The sequence below is a fragment of the Acidisphaera sp. L21 genome (assembly GCF_009765685.1).
Lineage (GTDB): Bacteria > Pseudomonadota > Alphaproteobacteria > Acetobacterales > Acetobacteraceae > LMUY01.
Genome location: NZ_LMUY01000151.1, coordinates 23,961 through 46,232 on the forward strand (window position 1 = coordinate 23,961; position 22,272 = coordinate 46,232).

General features: G+C 65.4%; 23 protein-coding genes. 10 read left to right on the forward strand and 13 right to left on the reverse strand.

The window, feature by feature from the left end; all coding sequences use genetic code 11:
• Positions 1–22: 22 nt before the first annotated feature.
• Both GSQ76_RS28520 and GSQ76_RS28525 read left to right on the forward strand, forming a co-directional pair.
• On the forward strand, positions 23–1,291 hold the full coding sequence (locus tag GSQ76_RS28520; protein ID WP_158747466.1) for a glycoside hydrolase family 130 protein: 1,269 nt from the start codon (positions 23–25) through the stop codon (positions 1,289–1,291).
• Positions 1,291–2,343 (forward strand): glycosyltransferase family 4 protein, encoded by a 1,053-nt coding sequence (locus GSQ76_RS28525; protein ID WP_216851344.1) that lies wholly within the window; start codon positions 1,291–1,293, stop codon positions 2,341–2,343. The genes GSQ76_RS28520 and GSQ76_RS28525 overlap by 1 nt, the downstream gene beginning before the upstream one ends.
• A 176-nt stretch (positions 2,344–2,519) precedes the next feature.
• Here GSQ76_RS28525 and GSQ76_RS28530 read toward each other — a convergent pair whose 3' ends face one another.
• The 4 genes from GSQ76_RS28530 to GSQ76_RS28545 form a co-directional block, all read right to left on the reverse strand.
• Positions 2,520–2,777, reverse strand: coding sequence for a hypothetical protein (locus GSQ76_RS28530; RefSeq protein ID WP_158747467.1), 258 nt, complete (start codon positions 2,775–2,777; stop codon positions 2,520–2,522).
• A gap of 25 nt (positions 2,778–2,802) precedes the next feature.
• Positions 2,803–3,147 carry a hypothetical protein gene (locus GSQ76_RS28535; protein ID WP_158747468.1) on the reverse strand — a complete coding sequence of 115 codons (345 nt, stop codon included), beginning with the start codon at positions 3,145–3,147 and terminating at the stop codon, positions 2,803–2,805.
• Between the two features lie 67 nt (positions 3,148–3,214).
• Positions 3,215–4,249 (reverse strand): UDP-3-O-(3-hydroxymyristoyl)glucosamine N-acyltransferase, encoded by a 1,035-nt coding sequence (gene lpxD / locus GSQ76_RS28540; protein ID WP_158747469.1) that lies wholly within the window; start codon positions 4,247–4,249, stop codon positions 3,215–3,217.
• A 224-nt stretch (positions 4,250–4,473) separates the two neighbouring features.
• Positions 4,474–5,256, reverse strand: a complete 783-nt coding sequence (locus tag GSQ76_RS28545) for an SDR family NAD(P)-dependent oxidoreductase (protein ID WP_158747470.1) — start codon at positions 5,254–5,256, stop codon at positions 4,474–4,476.
• Between the two features lie 169 nt (positions 5,257–5,425).
• Between GSQ76_RS28545 and GSQ76_RS28550 the strand changes: the two genes are divergently transcribed.
• A complete protein-coding gene (locus tag GSQ76_RS28550) occupies positions 5,426–6,115 on the forward strand; it encodes a substrate-binding domain-containing protein (protein ID WP_158747471.1) in 690 nt (229 codons plus the stop codon).
• Positions 6,116–6,190: 75 nt separating this feature from the next.
• A complete protein-coding gene (locus GSQ76_RS31485; RefSeq protein WP_216851345.1) occupies positions 6,191–6,808 on the forward strand; it encodes a BPSL0067 family protein in 618 nt (205 codons plus the stop codon).
• A gap of 48 nt (positions 6,809–6,856) precedes the next feature.
• Here the strand turns inward: GSQ76_RS31485 and GSQ76_RS28560 are convergent, their stop codons facing one another.
• The 6 genes from GSQ76_RS28560 to GSQ76_RS28585 all read right to left on the reverse strand — a co-directional run bounded on the left by GSQ76_RS28560 (position 6,857) and on the right by GSQ76_RS28585 (position 13,470).
• Complete coding sequence (locus tag GSQ76_RS28560) at positions 6,857–7,897, reverse strand: 2-keto-3-deoxygluconate permease (RefSeq protein WP_158747472.1); 1,041 nt, start codon at positions 7,895–7,897, stop codon at positions 6,857–6,859.
• Between the two features lie 183 nt (positions 7,898–8,080).
• Positions 8,081–9,601 (reverse strand): ABC transporter substrate-binding protein, encoded by a 1,521-nt coding sequence (locus GSQ76_RS28565; RefSeq protein WP_158747473.1) that lies wholly within the window; start codon positions 9,599–9,601, stop codon positions 8,081–8,083.
• A gap of 92 nt (positions 9,602–9,693) precedes the next feature.
• Positions 9,694–11,229 carry an FAD-dependent oxidoreductase gene (locus GSQ76_RS28570; RefSeq protein ID WP_158747474.1) on the reverse strand — a complete coding sequence of 512 codons (1,536 nt, stop codon included), beginning with the start codon at positions 11,227–11,229 and terminating at the stop codon, positions 9,694–9,696.
• A gap of 96 nt (positions 11,230–11,325) precedes the next feature.
• Positions 11,326–12,348 carry a phosphatase PAP2 family protein gene (locus GSQ76_RS28575; protein ID WP_158747475.1) on the reverse strand — a complete coding sequence of 341 codons (1,023 nt, stop codon included), beginning with the start codon at positions 12,346–12,348 and terminating at the stop codon, positions 11,326–11,328.
• Positions 12,349–12,431: 83 nt separating this feature from the next.
• Positions 12,432–13,229 (reverse strand): glucose 1-dehydrogenase, encoded by a 798-nt coding sequence (locus GSQ76_RS28580; RefSeq protein ID WP_158747476.1) that lies wholly within the window; start codon positions 13,227–13,229, stop codon positions 12,432–12,434.
• 31 nt (positions 13,230–13,260) lie between these two features.
• On the reverse strand, positions 13,261–13,470 hold the full coding sequence (locus tag GSQ76_RS28585; protein WP_158747477.1) for a DUF2945 domain-containing protein: 210 nt from the start codon (positions 13,468–13,470) through the stop codon (positions 13,261–13,263).
• 125 nt (positions 13,471–13,595) lie between these two features.
• On the opposite strand from GSQ76_RS28585, the gene GSQ76_RS28590 reads away from it, so the two are divergent.
• Positions 13,596–13,919, forward strand: a complete 324-nt coding sequence (locus tag GSQ76_RS28590) for a DoxX family protein (protein WP_158747478.1) — start codon at positions 13,596–13,598, stop codon at positions 13,917–13,919.
• An 18-nt stretch (positions 13,920–13,937) separates the two neighbouring features.
• Here GSQ76_RS28590 and GSQ76_RS28595 read toward each other — a convergent pair whose 3' ends face one another.
• Genes GSQ76_RS28595 through GSQ76_RS28605 form a run of 3 tightly spaced genes read right to left on the reverse strand, consistent with a single transcriptional unit; the run spans position 13,938 to position 16,367 of the window.
• Complete coding sequence (locus GSQ76_RS28595; RefSeq protein WP_158747479.1) at positions 13,938–14,543, reverse strand: hypothetical protein; 606 nt, start codon at positions 14,541–14,543, stop codon at positions 13,938–13,940.
• Positions 14,536–15,834 (reverse strand): MFS transporter, encoded by a 1,299-nt coding sequence (locus GSQ76_RS28600; protein ID WP_174247419.1) that lies wholly within the window; start codon positions 15,832–15,834, stop codon positions 14,536–14,538. Before GSQ76_RS28600 ends, GSQ76_RS28595 begins: the two co-directional genes overlap by 8 nt.
• The gene (locus GSQ76_RS28605; RefSeq protein WP_158747480.1) at positions 15,831–16,367 is read right to left on the reverse strand and encodes a carboxymuconolactone decarboxylase family protein; all 537 of its coding nucleotides are present in this window, start codon (positions 16,365–16,367) and stop codon (positions 15,831–15,833) included. Before GSQ76_RS28605 ends, GSQ76_RS28600 begins: the two co-directional genes overlap by 4 nt.
• A gap of 90 nt (positions 16,368–16,457) precedes the next feature.
• Between GSQ76_RS28605 and GSQ76_RS28610 the strand changes: the two genes are divergently transcribed.
• From GSQ76_RS28610 to GSQ76_RS28630, 5 genes are all read left to right on the forward strand, one after another.
• Positions 16,458–17,738: an MFS transporter gene (locus GSQ76_RS28610; protein WP_158747481.1), complete on the forward strand. Its 1,281-nt coding sequence runs from the start codon at positions 16,458–16,460 to the stop codon at positions 17,736–17,738.
• Entirely contained in the window at positions 17,722–18,135 is a 414-nt protein-coding gene (locus tag GSQ76_RS28615) for a nuclear transport factor 2 family protein (RefSeq protein WP_158747482.1), read from the forward strand. The genes GSQ76_RS28610 and GSQ76_RS28615 overlap by 17 nt, the downstream gene beginning before the upstream one ends.
• 117 nt (positions 18,136–18,252) lie before the next feature.
• Positions 18,253–20,133 carry a methyl-accepting chemotaxis protein gene (locus GSQ76_RS28620; protein WP_254070696.1) on the forward strand — a complete coding sequence of 627 codons (1,881 nt, stop codon included), beginning with the start codon at positions 18,253–18,255 and terminating at the stop codon, positions 20,131–20,133.
• Between the two features lie 177 nt (positions 20,134–20,310).
• The gene (locus GSQ76_RS28625) at positions 20,311–20,697 is read left to right on the forward strand and encodes an MAPEG family protein (protein WP_158747483.1); all 387 of its coding nucleotides are present in this window, start codon (positions 20,311–20,313) and stop codon (positions 20,695–20,697) included.
• Positions 20,698–20,766: 69 nt separating this feature from the next.
• Positions 20,767–22,269 carry an ABC transporter substrate-binding protein gene (locus GSQ76_RS28630; protein WP_158747484.1) on the forward strand — a complete coding sequence of 501 codons (1,503 nt, stop codon included), beginning with the start codon at positions 20,767–20,769 and terminating at the stop codon, positions 22,267–22,269.
• Positions 22,270–22,272 lie beyond the last annotated feature (3 nt).

A 22,272-nucleotide genomic window follows, 5' to 3' on the forward strand; every position in this document is an offset into this window, starting at 1 on the left:
CGATCCACCGGAGCGCCGAACGATGAGCGATAACGGCTTTCTCATGGGCCCCGACTCGGCGCGCGTGGTGTTGCTGCCCTTTACCCCTGCCGCCGAGTTGCGCAGCAACGTACAAATCCAGGATACGCGCGTGACGCAGATCCTGGGCCGCATCTTGGCGCTGGACGACGCAACCGTCGAGCGACAGCTCGCGGACGTCACTGCCAACTTCGACGACCGCCATCGCGACCTGACCGCCCGGTTCGAGGGACGTGCCGCACAACTGGTCCCGCCGGGGCTCACCGAAAGCCGGCGCCGGCTGGCCGGGGCGTATTTCCTGATGGAGTATGCCTTCGAATCCGCGGCCCTGTTCAATCCCAGCGTGGTCGCCCATCCGGACCAGTCGGGCGCGCCGGAGGGCGGTCTTCGCTTCATCATCAGCCTGCGCGCCGTGGGCGAGGGCCATGTCTCCAGCCTCACCTTCCGCTCCGGCACGGTCACCGCCAATGGTCGGGTGACGCTCGACCCGGCGGCACGGCTCGCCTCCCTCCCGCACCAGGTCAGCCGCGAGTCTGCCGAGGGGTTCGACACGGTGACGTTCGCCTTCGACCCGACATTCGACCTCAGCGAGCGGGTGATCTTCCCGATGACGCCGGCGCAATCCAAGGGGATCGAGGATGCGCGGTTCGTGGTCTTTGCCGATGGGGACGCGCGGCATTATTGCGCCACCTATACGGCGTACAACGGCCAGGGCATCCGGTCCGAGCTGATCGAAACGACGGACTTCACCACCTTCCGTTCGACCACGCTGCAGGGCACCGCCGCGCGCAACAAGGGCATGGCGCTGTTCCCGCGCAAGATCGATGGCCGCTATGCGATGATCAGCCGGGAGGATGCGGAGAACCTCTATCTCGTCACCTCCGACAACCTTTACACCTGGAACGACGGCGTCGTGCTGCTGAAACCGAAATACGCCTGGGAGTTGATCCAGATCGGCAATTGCGGCTCGCCGATCGAGCTGGACGAGGGCTGGCTGCTGTTCATTCATGGCGTGGGGCCGGTGCGGAACTACGCGATCGGCGCCGTGCTGCTGGACAAGGCGGACCCGTCCCGGGTGCTGGCGCGGTCCCGCGAGCCGCTGCTACGCCCGATGGCGGCGACCCGTGGCGGCTATGTTCCGAACGTGGTCTATTCCTGCGGCGGCATGCGGCATGGCGACTGCATCATCCTGCCCTACGGCGTGTCGGACATGTTCTCCCACGTGACGACGATGCGGATCGATACGCTGCTGCGGACGCTCGATCCCGCCTGATGCATCCACTTGCGCGGCATCCCAACCTGGCGCGGCCAATGCGGATCGGGATGCTGGCCCCGATCGCCTGGCGGGTGCCGCCGCGTCATTACGGCCCGTGGGAACGCGTCGTGTCGCTGCTGACGGAGGGGCTGGTGGCGGCCGGCGCAGAGGTGACGCTGTTTGCGACTGCGGATTCGCAGACATCCGGCCAGTTGAGCGCCGTGGTGCCGACGCCGTATGAGGAAACGCCGGGCATGGATGCCAAGGTATGGGAGGGGCTACACCTCGCCAACGCCTTCGGACAGGCGGCCGGGTTCGATGTGATGCATAACCACTATGATTTCCTGCCGCTGACCTATGCTGGTCTGACGGGCACACCGATGGTGACCACCATTCACGGGTTTTCCAGCGACCGCATCCTGCCGGTCTATCGGGCGTATAATGGGCGGGCAGCGTATGTCAGTATCTCAGACTCGGATCGTCACCCTGACCTCGCCTACGCAGCGACCGTGCATCACGGGATCGACCTGGCGGCGTTCACCTACCAGCCGGACCCTGGGGCGTATCTGCTGTTCTTTGGCCGCATCCATCCGGACAAGGGCGCCGCCGATGCCATCCGGGTTGCGACGGCTGCGCGCCTGCCGCTGATTTTGGCCGGGATCGTGCAGGACCAGGGCTATTTCGATCGCGAGGTCGCCCCGTATTTGAACGAGACGATCCGGTTTGTGGGCTCGGTTGGTCCTGCGGCACGGGACACATTGCTGGGGGGCGCCTTGGGGTTGCTGCACCTCATCCATTTCGACGAGCCGTTCGGCCTTTCCGTCGTGGAGGCGATGGCCTGCGGCACCCCGGTTATCACCTTTCCCCGCGGCAGCATGACGGAATTAGTCGCCCAAGGCACCAGCGGTTTCCTGGTGGAAGACCAAGCAGCCGCGGTCGAGGCGGTGTCCCACCTTGCCGGCCTGAACCGCCGTGCCGTGCGGGCGGAGGCCGAACGCCGGTTCTCCGTGGATCGCATGGTGGTCGACTATTTGCGGGTTTATCAGACGACGCTGGCGGCGCGCGCCTAGACAGCCTGCGGCCCCTACCACCAGCCCAGGATGCGCGAAACCACGAACGCGACGACGATGAGGGCGAGCAGTTTCCACAGCAGATTCGACGGCAGACGGCTATGGCGCCGCGGCGGCCGGGACGGTCCACCATATCGCCAGGGTTGCCTCATTGGAAGACGCCTACGGCCGGGTGCTCACTCAAGCGCGGTCCGGACTTCTTCGATCAAGGCGTCCATTTCCGCCAACGAGCCAGCGTCGAGGTCTTCCAGGGCCTTTGTCAGCTTCGACGCTGCGATGCCCTGGTTGGGCACATCGCGTAGGGCGGCGAGGGCGATTTCTACCCCGCGGCGAACCTCCGAGGCGTCCATTGCGATGACGCCGCGATGTGCCCTGGCAAGTTCGAGCCGGGCGGTCTCCAGCAGGGCATCGCCGTGATGGTCTTCGGTTGGCATGAGCATCTCCAGGATCTGATTGCCATTAAGCAGCCGGCGCCGGGCAACCAATATGTGCCGCCGCGGTCACCACCGCGTTTTGCTGCCCTTTCAGGTGGGCAAGATGGGCCGCATCATCCTGGTTTCCCCGCGATGCGGTGGGCAGGCCGATAGAAAGCACGCCCAGGGTATCGCCGATATAGGCCTTTTCTTGTTTGGCGGATGCGCCCGCGACCTGAGTATCCAGGCTTGCCTTCTCCTGCACAAGGCGGCTGCAGGACCAGGCCTGATAAGGCGCGCTGCTCAGCCGCTCTGCAGGGACATCTTCGGGCGCCTGCGCGCAGCCGGCCAGGAGGACGACGCAGATCGGGATTATCGCGGTCAATTTCATGGTCAAAGCTACGCTTTTGGCGCCGGACAGTTGCCGTTGGCGGCTGGCCCCGGGCGCGGTTGGCGTGTCAGACAGGTTTCTTCGGTCGCTCCGTCATGCGCTTCAGCGTGGCGACCTGGCGGAAGAATTGCTGGCGGGATTGTGCCGGGCTGCCAATTACGATCGCGCCGGGTTCAACGTCGGCGATGACACCGGCCTGGGCCCCGATTTGGGCGCCGTCGCCGATATGCAGATGCCCGGCCATCGCCGCCTGCCCGCCCACCTGCACAAAATCGCCCAGAATGGTCGACCCAGAAATGCCCACCTGCGCCACAATCACGCAGCACCGGCCCAGCCGCACGTTATGGCCGATCTGCACCAGGTTATCGATCCGCGAGCCCGCGCCGATCACCGTGTCCTGCGCCGACCCGCGATCGACGGTGGAGTTGGCGCCGATCTCCACGTCATCCTCGATGATCACCTTGCCGAGTTGCGGGATCGTCAGGTAGCCGGTGCTGGTTCGCGCGAAACTGAAGCCTTCCTGGCCGATACGCACGCCAGGATGAAGGAACACGCGATCGCCGATGAGGGCGTGGCTGACACTGACATGGGCGCTGATCCGGCAATCCCGCCCGATCACCACCCCGGCGGCGAGGCTGACATAGGCACCGATGGTGCATCCCGGCCCGATCTGCACCCGATCTTCGATACAGGCGAAGGCGCCGATTTCCGCGCTGGGGTCGACCTCCGCCCCGCGGGCGATCAGCGCGGTGGGGTGGATGCCGGGGCAGAGCGGGCGCGCCGGGTGGAACAACTTGCCGACGCGGGCCCAGCCCTCGTATGGCGCCTTCATCACGATCGACACGGTGTTGGCGGGGACCCGGTCCTGCATGTTTGGATGCACGATGACGGCGCCGGCAGTGGTCTTGCCCAGCATGTCCGCATAGCGCCGATTGTCGAGAAAACTCACATGGCCAGGCTTCGCGACCTGGAGCGGCGCGATCCCCGTCAGCATCAGGCCGGACTCGGCCGCGTCGCCCCCGGCAGCACGCGCCACCTCGGCAATGCCGAATGGTCCGCCCTGCGGGTAGAACCGCGGGTCGCCTACAGACACATCCTGCATGTCGCCCTCAACATTCGTTTAGGTGCTTAATATCGACCGAACGCGAAACAGAATTGCGAACTGTGGCGGACATAAATCAGGCGTGATCAATACTCTGCCTGGATGGGCGACACAAATACAAAGAAAATTCTATTACCTTGCAGGCCAATTATATCGAACATAGCGAGGCTGTGTACCATCGACTGGACAGCGACGCCATGATGGCCCGATTTTATTGGCCGCGTCTATCGGATGGACGGCCGCCGCTGGCCGCCATCGACCTGCAGGTCGGTCGCGTTCAGCCCCATGGCGCGCGGTGAGGCGAGGAAGACCGCGGCGTCGGCGATTTCCTGTACCGTGCTGAGCCGCCCGCGCGGGAAGTCCATCCGCTCGAACTCGCTGAAAGCCTCGGGTTTTGAGTGCTTTGTGCGATCCCACCCGCCGCCGTCGAATAGGGTGGAGCCCGGTGACAGGGCGTTTACCCGAATCCCCATCGGGCCCAACTCCCACGCGAGGGAGCGTGCGGCATGGATCAGCCCGGCCTTTGCCGCGGCGTATGACGCCGCGGCGGTGGTCGCTGCCCGGCCCGAGATGGATGCGATGAAGATCGCCGACGCCGCATCGCTGGCGGCAAGGGCCGGGATGGCCTGGCGCAGTAGGTCGACCGCGTGCAGCACGTTCAGTTGGAAGGTCTGCGCCCAGTCATCATGCGTCGCCGTCGCGAAATCCCGCGCGCCGACGCTACCGCCAGCGTTGGCAACGACGATATCCAGGCGCCCATACTCGGCCATGCACGCGGCAACCAACCGTTCGGGCGACGCCGGGTCAAGCATGTCTGCGGCGATGGTCAGAACACGGCCGCCGCCGAGCGCGCTCAGGTATTTTGCGGCGGAGTCGAGTTCCTCCTGCCCGCGGGCTGCGATGGCGACGTGGCACCCCTCACCCACCAACCCGGCGGCGGTGGCGCGGCCGATCCCACGGCTCCCGCCGGTGATGAGGGCGACCTTACCGCTGATCTGCATATCCATTCGTCAGGCACTCCATACTGGATGACGGCCAGGCCAGTTCGTCACGATGACGCGCATGGCGTGCCTTGCGTTGGTGGATTTGCTAGGGTGGCGGCAGACGTGAGCATCCGAGATGAGAAGCAAATTCCGAGCCATGCGGGAGGCTGAGTCCGCATCGCAAATTGGGGACATGATGTCTGACCGCCCGACGCTGCGCATCTTCTCCACCCTGGCCGTGCAGGGCGCCCTGCCGGTGTTGTTGGAGCGATCTGGCATCCTCGGCGCGGTCGAGTATGCCCCCACGGTCGCCACGCAGGAGCGCCTGCGCGGGGGCGCAACCGGCGACGTGGCTATCCTGACCCGCGCGGGGGTCGATGGGCTGACGGCGGACGGCATCCTGCGGCCAGGTGGGGTCGATATCGCCGGCTCCCTGGTGGGCATCGCCGTCCGGCCCGGCACCCCCCTGCCGACGCTGGACACCGAGGCCGATCTTCGCGTTGCCCTGCTGGCGGCGCGGTGCGTCTGCTATTCCCGCATCGGTGCCAGCGGATTGTTCTTTGCGGCCTTGCTCGACCGTATGGGGATCGCCGACGCGGTGAATGCCAAGGCGCGCATCATCCACTCCGGCTTCACCGCCGAGGCCGTTCGCGATGGGGATGCGGATATGGCAATCCAGCAAATCAGCGAGTTGATGGTAGTGCCGGGCATCACCATCGCCGGGCCGCTGCCAGCCATTTTGCAAACGCCGACCATGTTTACCGCCGCGATGATGACCGGTTGCACCGAGCCCGAGGCGGCAAGCCAGCTGATTGCGTGCTTGGCGTCGCCGGATGCGGAACCGGCCTTCGCGGCCGCAGGATTGCTGCCGCCGCGAGGCTGAGCTTCGCCGGAATTTAGGGTTTCGTAAGCTTCCCATTCTAGGTGTTGCGCACACTGGCCAGCATGAGGCCCCAAAATGGTAGATCCCGTCCAACGGCCGAACCCGGCGCCGACGATCGCGCAAGTTCGGTCAGATTCGACCGCGCCAGCCTTCGCGATGCCCGAGATTTCGGATGCGCTGATCCCGTCGCTGGCCCCCTATTCTCTCGTCGCGCTCCAGCACCTCCTCGGTATTCAGGAAGGCCAGTTTGGCGTGGCGCACGGGGATGCGACGTTGCAATCCGGGGTGTCCGGCACAGGACCGGTCAATGGGCGGCCGATCGTGGCTACCGACATCGACCGGTTCATGGGGCGATCCGTCGGCTCCGGCCAGTGTGTCGCCCTGGTCCAAGCCGCCAACCCGGATATCGGCTCAACCCATTGCTGGAGCGGTGGGACGCCCGTCCGGGGCAACACGAATTTGCAGGCTGGAACGGTGATTGCCACGTTCGATAGTGGCAATCGGTATGCCAACCATACGGATGGCAGCAGCCACGCCGCGATCTATCTGGGGCAGAACGAACAGGGCATCCAGGTCGTCGACCAATGGGCCGGCAGCACCGCGGCCGTTCGAACGATCGCGTGGAACACGCCGGGGGCAACGGCGGCCAATACGGGCAGCGCGTTCAAAGTGGTCGAGTCGACCCACAGCTGACCCGAGCGGCTGGCCGGAGCCTTTGGCCCCGGCCGCCAGGCGGCCCTGCTACAAATGGCTCCCTAGGGCTGTATGCCCGAGACCGGGATGGCCGGCCTCGTCAGCAATCCCAGTGTCCGGCTCGACCTGGTCCGCCATGCCTTTGCCGAAGTGCCGATACCAGAGACCCGTCAGGATTGGGACCACGATCGAGGTCACGATGACGCAGATCGCGAGCAGGGGCGTGGCGGTCTTCACCAGGCCGCTGAACTGCGGCGCCACGGCTGCGATGGCAAGCGGGTTGGCCACCGCGGCGCCCGCGGTGCTGGATGCTGCAAGCCCGGCCGTGCCGGTGCCGCCGCCGATGAAGCGGTCGGCCAGGATCAGCGGGATCGCCGTCAGCACGACCACCGACAGGGCCAGCAGAACGCCCAAGCCCGCGAGCGGCGACAGCAGGTTGGTGAGGTCGACCGTGTTGCCGAGGGAAAAGGCGAAGAACGGGATCATCAGCATGCCGCCGGGCGTGAAGAAAGCCCGCAATTTGGGGTCCAAGTTGCCGAGGGCGAAGCCGGCGAGGAAGGGCAGGATGGCGCCCACGAAGATCTGCGGCTCGAAATGGGCGACGCCGGAGGCGCCCAGGATAATCATGCTCATCAGCGGCCCGGATTCGATTGAGGTCAGCACGAACGCGCCCGCTTCCTCCTTCGTGCCGTAGGTCTGCATCAACGAGGCGTAGAGGCCGCCATTGGTCATATCCATGGCGCAGACGATGGCCAAAACCGAAAGGCCGGCGAAGAAGCCGGTCTGAATGCCCTCGGGCGGGAGGAGCCAGGTGGCGACGATGGTGATCACCCACGCGGCCAGGAATTTCGTGATGACCAGCGTGCCAGACTTGCGCAGCACGGTGCCGGTGGCGCTGAGCTTGATCGAGGCCCCCATGCAGAAGAACCATACGGCGAGGATTGGAACGACCCCGGTCATGATCCCCTGGGTGAAGCCCTTGAAGTAGTTCGGCGCGTCCGGCGCAAACGTGCGGCAAAGCGCCCCCAGCAGAAGCGGGGCGAGCATGAGCCCGCCGGGGATCTTGTCGATCGTATCTTTCAGTCTCATTGCCGTCTCTCCCTGGCCGTTGCCAATCGTCATTGGCCGGGAGGGGCTGCCGGGCAGCAGGGCCGCCGGCGTCTCCAATCCCGGAACGGACAGGCTGCCATCTCCAAAGCGAATTGCCTAGTAGGACAGTAGGGCTGACGGGTACGGAGCAAACGGCGGCGCCGCACGGCGCCGCCGGGTTCGTCACGGGGTCGCGGTCTTGAACCGGACATCCTGCAGCCGCAGCAAGCCGTCTGCCATCAGCGTGAAGCCATCTACCCGGCGTGACACGCCCTGGATATTGCGCGTCGTCCAGAGGTAGATCAGCGGCAGATCCTTGTTCACCTGCTGCCAAACCTGGGAATAGATCGCGCGGCGTGCCGGAACGTCACTGGCGACGCGCGCCTGGTCCAACAGGGAGTCTACCGCCGGGTTGGAGTAGTGGGCGATGTTCAACGCGCCGCCGGTATGCAGAAAGCTCCATGAATTGCTGTCGGTGTCCAGCAGGCCGGACCAGCCGCCCAGCGTCACCTGGTAATCGCCGCGGTTGGTGGCTGCGATGACGGCGCCGAACTCCATCGTATTGACGTGCACGTCGAACCCGGCATCCGCGGCCATGGCCTGGATCACTTCACCGGCCTGCGTCGCCTGCGGCGTGTTGTAGACGGCGAGGTCGACCCGGAATGGCGTCTTGACCCCAGCTTCCTTCAGCAACGCCTTGGCACGCTCCACATCGCGCTTCGGGATCGGCACCGCCGGGTCGTAGAGCGGGCTGATGGGCGATGTCGCCTGCGCATTCGCCACGTAGGACCCGGCGAACACCACACTGTTCAGCGCGTCCCGATCCAGGGACAGTTCCAGCGCCAGTCGCACCCGGGAATCCTCCGCCATGGGCCCTTTGGCGCTCGCCCCGTTGCCGATGTTCACCGTCAGCGCGCCGTAGCCCAAGCTGGGGACCGAGACGATGGCGAGTTTCGGGTTGTGCGATACGGCATCCACGTCCAGCGGCGCTACCTCCGCGATGTCCAGCGCGCCGGCCTCCAGGTTGGCCTTGCGGATGCTGCTGTCGGGGATGACCTGGTAGGTGACGCGGTTGAAATGGATGCGGCTGGCGTCCCAATAGCCGGGATAACGCTCCAGCGTGACGTGATCCTGCGCCACCCGCTCGACAAATCGGAACGGGCCGGCGCAGACCGGGTGCAGGCCGAAATCCTTGCCCGCCGCCTCGGCCGCCTTCGGTGCGACCATCATGCCGGACCGGTCGGTGAGCGTGGCGATGAAGGGGGAGAAGGGCTGCTTCATCACCACCCGCACGGTCATCGGGTCGGCGACCTCGGCATGGTCCATGGCGCCGACTTCGCTGTGGCGCATGCTGGCATTCATGGTCAGGTCCCGCTGCAGCGTGTAGACCACAGCGGCGGCATCCAGCGGTTCACCATCCTGGAAGGTGACGTTCGGGCGAACATGGATCAGCAGCGTCTTGGGATCGGCCCATTCGTAGCCGGTGGCCAACACGGGCACGATGTTCAGCTTGGCATCGAAGTCGAACAGCTTGTCGCAGATTGCGGTCATGACGACCGTGCCGACATAGGTGCGGGAGAAGGTCGGATCCAGGATATCCGGATCGTCGCGCATGCCGATGTGCAGCGTGTCGGTGGGCTGGGCCTGGGCGACCCCGGCAAGCGATATCAGGCCCAGGCAGAGCCAAGCGGAAAAGCGATACATCGACACCCACCGTGTTGTTGCAGCATGGGATGCAAAGCGTGTACCGGCTGGCGCGGACTGTGCCGGACCGATGGGCGGGTGACGCCTGGTGGTTACTGTCCGCCGGCCGATAGACCAACCATGGCGCGGGCCTCGGCAAGCGTGCGGGTGCGCCGTAGCGCGTGTGACAATGTCGCGGCGATCCTATCGCGGCAACAAACCAGTGCCGCGGTGACTTTTCCGCCTTCGAGATACCAAGCGACGAAATCGAACGCCTCGACATCGCCATCATAGGCGATGTCTCCATCGCCGCGTCCGTGACCGATGTATTGCAGGCGTTTGCCGTGTTGCGCGGTCCAGAAGAAGGGGACGCCCTCGTAGCATGCGTCGCGACCCAGCATCGCCGCGGCGGCAACCCGGCCATGCTGCTGCGCCAGACGCCAATGCTCGATCCTTGGCCAGCCGGACGGCGAGGCGATGTCGCCCGCGGCCCAGAGACCGTCCGCTACGCGCAGGGCGGTATCCGTGACCAGGCCGCCATCATCCGCCTTCTGCAGTGACGGCACGTAGTCCAACACAGGGGCGACGCCGAGGCCGGCGACGACCAAACCAGCGGACAGCGATTCATCGTTCACGATGACGGCGTCCAGCGTGATGCGCTGAACCGATGTGCCAAGCCGGAAGCGCACGCCCTTGGACTCATGCAATGTCCGCAGCGCAGCGCCGACCCGGGGACCGAATTGCTTGGCGAATGGGATTTCGTCTCGGCCAATGACCGTGACATTCATCTTACGGTCGATCAGATCCGATGCGACTTCCATCCCAATGAAGCTGGTGCCGATGATGACGGCCGACGCGCCGGGTTCGACATGGGCGAGGATCCCATCCACATCACTCAGGCTGCGCAAGGTCCGCACATGCGGCAGATCACCGCCCTCGATTGATAGCGCAAGAGGCTGCGCCCCGGTCGCCAGCATGGCGGCATCGTAGGCGAGTGTTTCGCCGGTCGAGAGGGTGAGTTGGCGTTTGCCTGGATCGACGGCCGTGACGCGGGCGACAATTCGCTCGAGCTTTAACTTTTTCTGCAGCTCGTCATCGAGCAGCGGCAGCGTGCTGCGATCGAATGCGTCCTGCGCCAGCGCCATCTTGCTGAGCTGCGTGCGGTCCAACGGCTCGGCTGCGTCCGGCCCTACCAAGATGACGCGACCGCCGAAGCCGTCGTCGCGGAGCAGCGCCGCCGCGCTTGCCGAGGCCGCCCCGGTGCCCACCAACACAAAGACACGATCATCGGGCGCGTGCGCCAATGCGTCCCCGGGCGCCAGTGCGTCAGTGTGCATCGGCTCGATGTCGACCAGGACCCTGCCGTCGATGACGCGCACCGCATGGCGTTGCAACCCGGTCAGCGGCACGGGTTCGAGCAAGGCGCCGGTTTTGCTGTCGAAGGCGCCTGCGTGCCAGGGACAGATGATCCGACCCTCGCATAGAACACCGTCGGCCAAGGGGGCCTTGGCGTGGGGACATGTACCTTGGAATGCCCTGACGTCGTTGCCTTCCCGCACGAACAGGAGCTTGGTGTCGCCCACTTCCAGCCCGGTCAGCCCTTGCGCAAGGGCGTCCAACTGTATCGCGCTGACCTCAACCATCGGCATTCCCCACTCCCTGCGGAATGGCAGCGCAGAAAGCAGCGGTGCGTTCCGCGACACAGTCAGGTCTACGCCGAACGTGAAGTGCCGCCGCCGCGGGAATTAGCTGCCCGGCGCCGACACGCCGGGCAACCAGGCGTTGCGATAGCCTGCAACCGGCGACCCCCAGCGGCGGGCAAACATGATTCCGAGAATGGCAACGAGTACGCCGGCAACCAGGTCGATGTAATAGTGGCCTCCGATCGGCGCGGCCGAGACGAACATGCCAGCGTTGAGGAGGCCAAACGGGATACGTGTCCAACGATTGAATCCGAACCCCCACCCAAGCAGCACCGCGCCCGCCGCGTGGAAGCTGGGGAATGACACGATGCCCTCAAGCGCATCGGTGTTGATCCGAGATAGCTCGCCGGTTCGCAACTTCGTGAGGATGGTTGCCTGGCGCCAGGCAACCATATCATGCACGGTTGGCACATCCGCGGCGGTGATGGCGAAATGAGGATAGGCGCCAAGGGCGGGCATGATGGAAAATATGGCCATCACGACCACGAGCGCCGCCGACCATGCCGCCATGAACGTCCAGCAGGCGCGTGTGCGGTTGCTGAGGCAGAGCAGGCAGATCAGCAGGAACGGCTGCCATTGGATGCTTTCATAAGCGAAATTCGCCGGCACCATGAAGGCGGGCATCTTCGTGAGGGCCAGCATGGCCGACGGCCAATCGAGTACCGGAAACAGCGTCCGGTCGACCATCGCCAGCCAGGCATCCGCCAAAGGCGACGGGCTGGTTCCGAGTAGGATCGAGAGGAGCACGAAGGTGATGCCGTACAACACGTAGAGCGTCACTGCCTCCAGCAGATCGGCCAGCCGCATGACCCGGCGTGCGCGTAGGCACCCGGCGGTCCACAACAGCAAACCCGCCGGTATGAGTAACGCAGCGCAATCCGCCGGCGCGACTGTGAGGCCGCGGAGATGATAGCCGACGATCAGGAACAGCCAAAGACACGCCAAACCTTGGTAGAACCGCCTCGGAAAGGACCGCCGCGCCGAAGCATCATTCGCAACCGGGCTGCGATGCATCGTCGCGACGGTAAACCAGCGTCCGCCGGCGAGATGAAGGGAACTGGGCATGTCGGTGAGCATGCTACACCCAACAGGTAAAGTGTCCCTGAAGGCGTCGGACTGGCGGGAGCGGCATCAGCCGCGGGGCATCGTCACCCGTTGCCGCGGAACTCCGGGTAAAGCGCCATGCCGCCGTCGATGAACAGCGTCGTTCCCACGACGTAGTCAGACTCGTCGGACACCAGCCATGTGGCTGCTTTGGCGACGTCCGCGGCCTCGCCGATGCGGCCATAGGGGATGAGCCGCAGCAGTCGCTCCGCCGCCTCGCCCTCGGTTTCCGCCTTGTTGATGGCGGTGCGGATTGCGCCGGGGGCGATGCCGTTCACCCGGATGCCGTCGGACGCGACCTCCTGCGCCAAAGTGCGCATCATCATGCCAACGCCGCCCTTCGACGCGGCGTAGTTCACATGGCCGGCCCAGGGAATGACCTCGTGCACCGAACTCATGCACAGGATCTTGCCAGCCGCTTTCGAGACGCCTCGGCGGCCCTGCTTGCGGAATTGGCGGATCGCCTCGCGCGCGCATAGAAACTGGCCGGTGAGGTTGACCGCGATCACCTTGTCCCATTGCGCCAACGTCATCTCGGCCACCGGTGCGTCCTGTTGCAGCCCGGAATTCGCGACCAGGATATCGAGCGCGCCCCATTCCCGCACCATGGCGTCGACGAGGGCGATGGCGTCAGGCTCGTGCGACACATCACCCTTCAAGGCCCGGGCGCGTCCACCTAGGGCGATGATTTCGGCGGCCGCCTGCTCGGCCGGTTCGGCGTGGGCATTGTAGTTGATCCCAACCGCCGCCCCGGCCTCCGCCAGCGCGTGGGCGATGCCGAGGCCTAGGCCGGAACTGGCGCCGGTGACCAATGCCACCTGCCCGGTTAAACTCACGCTCATACAGATCTCCTGATCGTTGCCGGCCCAGGCACTAGGTCTTTTTGACGTGTTCGGGTTTGTGGACGGCTTCCTTGCCGGATTTGTCGCTGCGGACCAGGACCTGCGGCTCCTCCTTCGTCGCCTTGGCCGTGTGGCCCTTCACCTTCGTCGTCGATGTCACAACTTTCTCGACTGTACCGTGCGTCTCGCCCTGCGACGTGCCCCAGCTGACCTTGTCGCCCTTCTTCGGTAATGCCGTCATTGCGGCCCTCCTCTGTTTTGCCTGACGCACCAACGCGGATTGCGCCAATCGGTCGCGCCGGCGCGTGTTCAGGAAACCGGCATGACCTCAGCGGACTTTCACCCAGGCAGAGAAGGAATCGCACGATGAAGCTGTTGCTTGCCTTGTTCGGGGGCGCCGTTGCCGTCGCAGGCGCCGATAAGCTGACGGGAAACAAGGGCTATGCCAGGATGTTCCGGCACCTCGAATGGTCGGACAACGCCATGCGCGCCGCGGCCATCGCCGAAACCGCCGGCGGGGTCCTGATGATCCCGCCCGCCACGCGCCGCCTGGGTGGGGCGATCGTGGCGGCCGTGTCCACGGTGGTCATTGCCAGCGAACTACAGCGCGGCGACTCCAAATTGGCCGCGCCGCGCGCCCTGGTTCTACTGGGCGGTCTGCTGGGCGTGGTCGTAAGCCAGAGGACGTAGGACATCCCCCCAGGGCGTCTACCCGGCAGATGGGCGGTATGGGGCGTATAGGTTGAAGAACGTGGCAGCCGTGCCGGCAATGTCGCCGACCGCGTCGGCAAGTGTGTCGAAGCCGACCGGTCCGGCGAATTCCGCCAGTACCCAATACTCGTGGCCGCCCGGCGCGGCGAATAGCCGGCATTGCGCCAGTCGGCCCAGAGTGGCGAAGCGTGAGGTTGCCGCTGGCGCAAACCCCGGCCCGGCGCCGGGGTAACGCGCCACCAAAAGGCAATTCACGTTGTCCTGCGGCAGGGATAACGAGTCGCCCGGGGTGATCCGCTCTGCCTCGACGCGGATGCGGCCGGCGCGCGCAGTCCGGGCGAGGAGGCGGCGGCTCCATGGGGTGGATTGCGCGCCGGCCACGGCGCGATACGCCGGGTCGTCCAGCACCGACAAGGCGCGAAGATCGTAGATGGCCAGCGAGCGAGGAAATCCCGTGGTGCAGATCCAGCGGTTCGCGGTCAAAAACCCTGGGAGGCCCTGCCGCTGCGGCAGGTGTTCGGTGTCATACCAATCGTTGAACTCTTCCTCAAGACCTGGCGGTGGTTCCATGATCGCCAGCATGACCGCCGGGCGCTCAGACACGGGCGCGGCCCATGGGCAGCAGCGTCAGCAGCCCGCTCACCAGGCATAGCCCGGCCAGAAACAGCAATCCCAATTCGAAGCTTCCCGTCGCACCCCTGATCCAGCCGATCGCATATGGCCCGACGAAGCCGGCCAGGCCAGCCAGGGAGGTGATGATGGCAATGCCGGGTGCGGCGTCGACATTGGCCAATCGCTCCGTCGCCAGCGCCCAGAATGGGCCCTTGACGCCATACAGCCCCAGCGACGCCACCGACAGCGCCAGGATCTGGGTTGCCGGCGACCGCAGTATCAAGCAAGCGGCGAGCCCGATTGCCGCGAGAAAGGCCGGGATCGCGGTATGCCAAACCCGTTCGTCCATGCGGTCGGACTGGCGGCCCCAGAAGATCGTGGCGACGCAGCCGAACCCGAACGGGATTGCCACCATGAGGCCCGTCTGGAAATCGCTATAGCCCGGTGACTTCAGAATTAGGGGGAGCCAAAGGCTCAACCCATAGGTTCCGGCGGTGACGCCGAAGAAGATCATTGCGAATATTAGCAGCGTCGGGTTTGCCAACAGGTGCCACCGTGACCCGGCGGCCGGCGCGGTGGATTGGCCAGCCTCCCGCGCCAATTCGTGCAGCAGCCAGTCCCGCTCGTCTTCCGGCAGCCATCGCGCGGTCTTTGGCGTGTCGCTCAGCAACGCGAAACATAGCAACCCGAGGATGACGGAGGGCGCGCCTTCCAGCAGGTACAACCATTGCCAGCCACGCAAGCCCTGGATGCCGTTCAGCCCCAGGATCAGGCCGGAGATTGGCGCACCGAGGAAGCTCGAAAGAGGAATGGCCAACATGAACAACGCCATCGCTTTGGCCCGGTGTCGTTTGGGGAACCACTTGGTCATGAAGAAGATGACGCCTGGGAACAGCCCGGCCTCCGCCATGCCCAGCAGCAGGCGAACGGCGTAGAACGAGCGCGCACCCTGTACTGCGGCCATCGCGGCGGATATGATGCCGATCGTGATCAAGATACGGCCGAGCCAGAGGCGGGCACCGAATTTCTCCAGCGCCAAATTGCTGGGCAATTCGCAGACGAAGTAGCCGAGGAAGAAGATACTGGCGCCGAAGGCAAAATCCTGCGGTGACAGGCCCAGATCGTGATTGGCGGTCAACGCCGCGAAACCGACATTCACGCGGTCCAGATAGGTCACCAGGAACGCCACCACCAGCAGCGGCAAAAACCGCCAGGCGATCCGCCGCATGGTGCGGATCTCCACCGGGTCGAGCACCGGCGCGGTCGCCTGCAGCACGCTCATGCCGGTTGTTCGGCGGATGCGATTCCGAACGTGACCACCGTCAGCGACACCATAGTATAGTAGCCGATCGCGGTGACCAGTTCGACCATGCCGCTCTGCCCCAGCACGCCGGTCGCAGTGGCGTAGGTGGCATCGTCCATCCCTTGCCCCGTCAACAGCCGACGCGCCACATCGTACGCAGTGGCTTGCGCGGGATCGGATAGTGCTGGGCGCGCGCCAGCCTTGATCGCAGCAATGGCGTCCTCGGCGACATGTTCGGCGCGCAGCTTGGCTTCCTGAACATTTTGCACGTAGCCAGCATTCCAATGCACCGCTGCGGTGAATGCCGCCATTGCGGTGACGACGGGCGCCAGACGAAGGTCGAACCGAATGGCTTCCCCCAACGCTTGCGCTGGCATTGCCATGGCCGGGCTATGCAGCCACGCCGTCAGCGGTGCGGGTAGGTATTGCCTGCGGCCGGCCAAAGCAGCCTCGACCACGCGGCATTGCGCCGCATCCATTTCTGCAGGCGCTATCGATGTCAAACGTGTCACGCGTTCCATCCCCGATCCGTTGGGCGCATTGATACGCCTGCGCTGGAAGACTACCATCGGCATTTACCAAGCCCAAATGGGATCGTCCGAATGAACCGCCGTTGGTGGGTTGCGCTGCTGCTGTTTCTGCTGACGGCGATCAACTATATCGACCGCGTCGCCCTGTCGTTGGCAGCCAAGCCGGTGGCGACGGAGTTCGGGTTGACGCCAGTCCAACTCGGGTACGTGTTTTCCTCGTTCCTGTGGACCTACACGTTCGCGCTGATCCCGATGGGCATCCTGGTCGATCGCGTGGGCGCAAAACGAGTGGCGGGTTTCGGCCTGGCATTGTGGTCGTTGGCCACCGCCTGCACGGGCTTTGCCAGCAGCCTGCCCATCTTGATCCTGACGCGCCTCGCCATGGGCGCTGGGGAGGCGACGACCAACCCGGCGGGGGCGCGCATCGTGCGCGAATGGTTCCCGGCGGGGGAACGGGGAACTGCCAATGCAGTGTTCAACAGCGGTGCCTTTGCCGGGCCCGCCATCTGCGCCATCGTCGTGGGCGCCTTGCTGGATACGATCGGCTGGCGCGCCTCCTTCCTGGCAGCGGCCGTGCTGGGCGGCGTGTGGCTGGTGGCGTGGTGGTGGGTTTATGGCCCGCCCGAACGCGTTCGCTGGCTGAGCGCAGGGGAACGGGACTACATCGTGACGCAGCGGCAAATGGCGCGGGCCGACGTGCAGGACCGGTCGAGCCTCGCCGGGCTCGCAGCCATTCTGTCGCAGCCAGCGATGTGGGGCTTGGTCATTGCCCAGGGTTGCAGCGCCTATTGCTCCTACCTGTTCTTGTCCTGGTTGCCGAGTTATCTGCAGGTGGCCAAGCACCTAACCATCGCGCGTTCCGGTCTTTTCACCGCCGTGCCGTATCTGTTGGCGATGGTGTTCTGCATTGCGATCGGCCGGTTGAGCGACCGCATCATCAGCCGCAATCGCGGGGTGCCGGGCGGCCGACGATACATCATCGCGATCTCCATGCTGACCGCCGCCTGCATGATCGCCGCGGCGCCGTTCACCGACAGCACGCCGATGCTGCTGGGAATGTTGACGGTGGCGCTGACGGGGATCGCGGTGAATACCTCCCAGCTCTTCGCACTGCTGAGCGATCTGCTGCCCGACCCGACCAATGTGGGCAAGGCGATGGGCGTCATGGTGGTGGGAGGCAATCTGTTCGGATTGCTGGCGCCCATCCTCACCGGCTACGTCATCGCGGCAACTGGCAGTTACGACCGGGCATTCGTCCTGGCCGGCGTGCTGATGCTGGCGGGGGCGGCGTGCTGCCTGGGGCTGGCGCGCACCACCATCCGGATTGGAATGCCCCGTGTCCTCCCCACCTAATCCGGCGGAGGACCGCGAGGCGATCCGAGCGTTGCTCAGCCTTTATGGCCGATTGTGGGACCAGGGGGCGGTCCGCGAAGTCGTTGCCCTGTTTACGGCGGATGGCGAATGGCGGTCAAAGCTCGGCAGCGCAACCGGGCCTGTCGAGATCGAGGCGTTGCTGGCCCGCATCGGGCGGGGGCGCGGCAACGGGGAAGCACCGGCGCGGCGGCATTTCGTCGCCAATTTCACCATCGATCTAGCCGGCGATGTCGCGATGGCCGAGTCCGACTTTTTGGTCGTTCAGCACGATGGCGGCGCCTTCACCATCGTCAGCATGGGCAGCTACCGCGACCGCCTGGCCCGGCAGCAGGAGGGCTGGCGCATCCTGCAGCGGGTTATCGTCCACCCGGGGTGACCAGACTGCACTTGTTGCGGATACACGAAGGATTAATGACGACTCCCTAATCTGTTTACCAATTCGACGGGAGAGAATTGGATGCGCAGACTTGGGGCCTTCACGATATCGCGGCGCTTGTCCGTTTTTGCAGCGCTCTCCTTCGCAGGGTTGATCGCGCTTGGCGGCGTGGCGCTGGATATGCAGTGGCAGAACCTGCGGTCCGAACGCATCGGCCAGTTGACCGCGCTGACGCAAGTTGCGCGCGGTGTCATCGATGCCAATCACAGCCTTGCCCAAAGCGGCAAGTTAGCGGAAGCGGAGGCGAAGACGCGGGCCTTGGCGGCCATTTCCGCCATGCGTTACGGCAAGGAGGACTACATCTCCGTCCGCGACGCCAAGCAGATCATGATCGCTCATCCCGACCCGAACCGGCTCGGTAAGGATTACAGCACGTCGCTCGATGGTCATGGCGTAAATTACACGGCCGAGGTCATTCCGCGCGCCCGCCGAGACGGCTGGGCGGTCACCACCTACTGGACCCAGCGTGCCAGTGGCGGCCAGATGATCGAGAAGACGAGCGTGTTCATGGACTATCCACCTTGGGGCTGGACGATCGTTAGCGGCTCGTTCGTCGACGATCTGGACGATATCTTCTGGGCGTCCGCCCTCAAGCTGGCCGCCGTGGCGCTTGGCGTGCTCGCGCTGGTCGCGGTCGTGGCGGTGCTGATCATACGATCCGTCGTGCGGCCGATCCGGGCGCTGAATGCGCAGATGGTGCAGCTCGCAGCGGGGGACGTCGCGTCCGAGGTACCGGGCACGGCACGGCAGGACGAGGTGGGCGGCATGGCCCGCGCGGTGCAGGTCTTCCGCGACGCGGCCGTCGACACGCAGCGGCTGGAGGCAGAGGCCGAAGTGGCGCGCGCCGCGGCGGAGGCCGACCGTGCCCGTGGCGATGCAGAGCGTGCCGAAGCCGCCGCGCAACAGCGGGTCGTGGTGGAGGGATTGGCCACCGGGCTGTCCCGTCTGGCCACGGGCGATTTGTGTTGCGGTATCGAAGAGCGGTTTGCGCCGGAATACGAGCGCCTGCGCGCCGACTTCAACGGCGCGGTCGCCAAACTGTCGGACACGATTACGGCCGTAGTCGCCAATGCCGCCGCCATCCGTTCGGGCAGCGGCGAGATTGCGCAGGCCGCTGGCGATCTGAGCCGCCGGACCGAACAGCAGGCCGCAACGCTGGAGGAAACGGCCGCGGCGCTGGACGAGATTACCGCTACGGTCAAGCGCACGGCCGATAGCGCCGGCAATGCGACTGCCGTGGTGCGGCAGGCGCAGGTGGATGCGGAGCATTCGGGCAACGTCGTGCAGAATGCGGTGGCGGCGATGGGCGCGATCGAGGGCTCGGCCCGGCAGATCGGCCAGATCATCGGCGTGATCGACGAGATCGCGTTCCAGACCAATCTGTTGGCGCTGAATGCCGGGGTGGAAGCGGCCCGGGCCGGCGACGCCGGTCGTGGCTTCGCCGTCGTGGCGCAGGAGGTGCGCGCCCTGGCGCAGCGCAGTGCCGACGCCGCGAAGGAGATCAAGGTGTTGATCGGCGCCAGTACGCAGCAGGTCGGCTCGGGCGTGCGGCTTGTTGGCGAAACCGGTGAGGCGTTGGGGCGCATCGTGGCGCAGGTCGCCGGCGTGGCGGAGGCGATCACTGGCATGGCGAAGGCGGCGCACGAGCAATCGACGGCGCTGCAGGAGGTCAACACCGCCGTCAACCAGATGGACCAGGTGACGCAACAGAACGCGGCGATGGTGGAGCAAAGCACCGCTGCCAGCGAGGCGCTGCGGCAACAGGCCGAGGAGTTGGGCGTGCTGACGGCGAGCTTCAAACTCGCCCGGGACACGGCGGAGGCGGCGCCCGTGCGCAAGGCGCCGCCGAGTGCGACGCGGCGTGCTGCGCCGCGCGTGGTGGCCCGTGGCCGGAGCAACCTTGCCCGCGACCAGGCGGCCGACTGGGAAGAGTTCTGAGGCTAGTGCAAACTTCGTGCTGAAAGACGCACGAACTTTGCACTAGCTCTCTGTTTTGGCTGCGGGCCGCCTGGCCCGACCGCGCAGGGTTAGGACAAGCCTTGCAGACAGGACGGTCCGGGGCAACCAAGCGGCATCGGCCGACGTTGCCCTACGCCCATCCTGAAAGCACCATCCATGACCATCGAACTCCAGATTCTCGCCTGGTCCATCGTGCTGGGGCTCGTGCATGTGCTGGCCACCGGCTTCGTCGCCACGGCGCAGCATGGCGCCGCGTACAACGCCGGGCCACGGGATGCGCAATTGCCGCTGACCGGCGTCGGCGGCCGCGTGGTTCGCGCCTTCGCGAATTACATGCAGACCTGGCCGTTCTTCGCGGCCGCGGTGCTGATGGCGCATGTGCTGGACCGCCATGGCTGGCTGACGATGCTGGGATGCCAGCTGTATATATGGGCACGGCTGATCTATGTGCCGCTTTATGCCGCTGGCGTGCCGGGGCTGCGGTCGCTCGCATTCACGGTGGCGATCGTGGGGATCGCGATGATCTTGGTGGCGCTGCTGTAGCCGACCGGCTGGAATCCGGATAATTACCGTGGCGTAACTCTTGCTAATCGGTGGCGGAAGGAGTTCGCCATGCGCCGTTTGTGGGTCCTGTCCGCCGTCTTCCTGTTTCTTGGCATGTCGGCGCAAGCGCAAACTTTGCGCATCGGCCTGGCAAGCGACCCGGATGCGCTTGACCCGACCATCTCCCGCACCGTGGCCGGGCGGCAGGTGTTTGCCGCCATGTGCGACAAGCTGGTGGACATCGACGCCAACCTGACCATCGTGCCGCAACTGGCCACCGCCTGGACCTGGCAGGACGACAACAGGACGCTGGTGCTGACCTTGCGGCCAGGCGTGCAGTTCCATGATGGCTCCACCATGGATTCTGCCGCGGTGGTTGCCTCGTTGCAGCGCCACCTCAACCTCCCAGGCTCCACCCGCAAGCCGGAGATGGGGCCGATCGAGCGGATCGAGGCGTCGGGCCCGCTGGAGGTGCGCATTCACCTCAGCCAGCCGTTTGCGCCATTGCTGGCGGCGCTGTCCGATCGATCCGGCATGATCATGTCGACCAAGGCGGCCGCGTTGTCGGGTGCCGATTTCGCTGCCCATCCGGTGTGCGCCGGGCCGTTCCGGTTCGTGCGCCGCATCGCGCAGGACCGGATGGAGCTGGAACGCTTCCCCGAGTATTGGGACGCCAAGTCCATCCATTTCGACCGCGTGATCTATTTCCCCATTCCGGATCCGACCGTGCGCTCCGTCGGGCTGCGCGGCGGCACGCTGGATCTGATCGAGACGGTGCAGCCGACCGACATTCCGACGCTGAAGGCGGATAAGCGGCTGCAGGTGATGACGGGGCCGAGCCTGTCTTCCTATTACATCGCGGTGAACATCGCGGACGGGCCGCGCGCCAATACCAAGATCGGCCAGAGTGAGGCGGTGCGGGAGGCGCTGGATTTGTCGATCGATCGCAAGGCGCTGGTGGACGTGGCGTTCGAGGGATTGTTCATCCCCGGCAATCAGACGGTGCCGCCGGGCAGCCCGTTCTACGTCGCGTCGATCCCGGTGCCGGGGCGCGACGTGGCGCGGGCCAAGGCGGTGCTGAAGCAGGCCGGGTTCGACCGGGTGACGGTGCAGATGACGATCCCGAACTCCGCCGATTACCAGCAGGCGGCGGAGGTGATCCAGTCCATGGCGGCCGATGCCGGGATCGACATCCAGTTGGTGAAGACCGAAACCGCGACCCTGTTGGCGAACTGGACCAGCGGCGATTTCGAGAGCCTGCTGATCCAATGGAGCGGCCGGACCGACGTGGACGCCAATCTGTATAACTTCAACGCCTGCGGCATGGCGCTGAATGGCGGGCATTACTGCAATCCCAAACTGGACGAGGCGCTGAACGCCGGCCGGTCCACCACCGACATGGCGCAGCGCATGGTGGCCTACACCAATGCGGCGCAAATCTACCTGAAGGACCGGCCCTACATCTATCTTTGGCATCCCGTGCTGGTGTTCGGCGCCACGGCGAAGCTGGACGGGCTGCGCGTGGTGCCGGATAGCCTGATCCGGTTTCCGGGCCTGCAATTGAAGTCCTAGGCT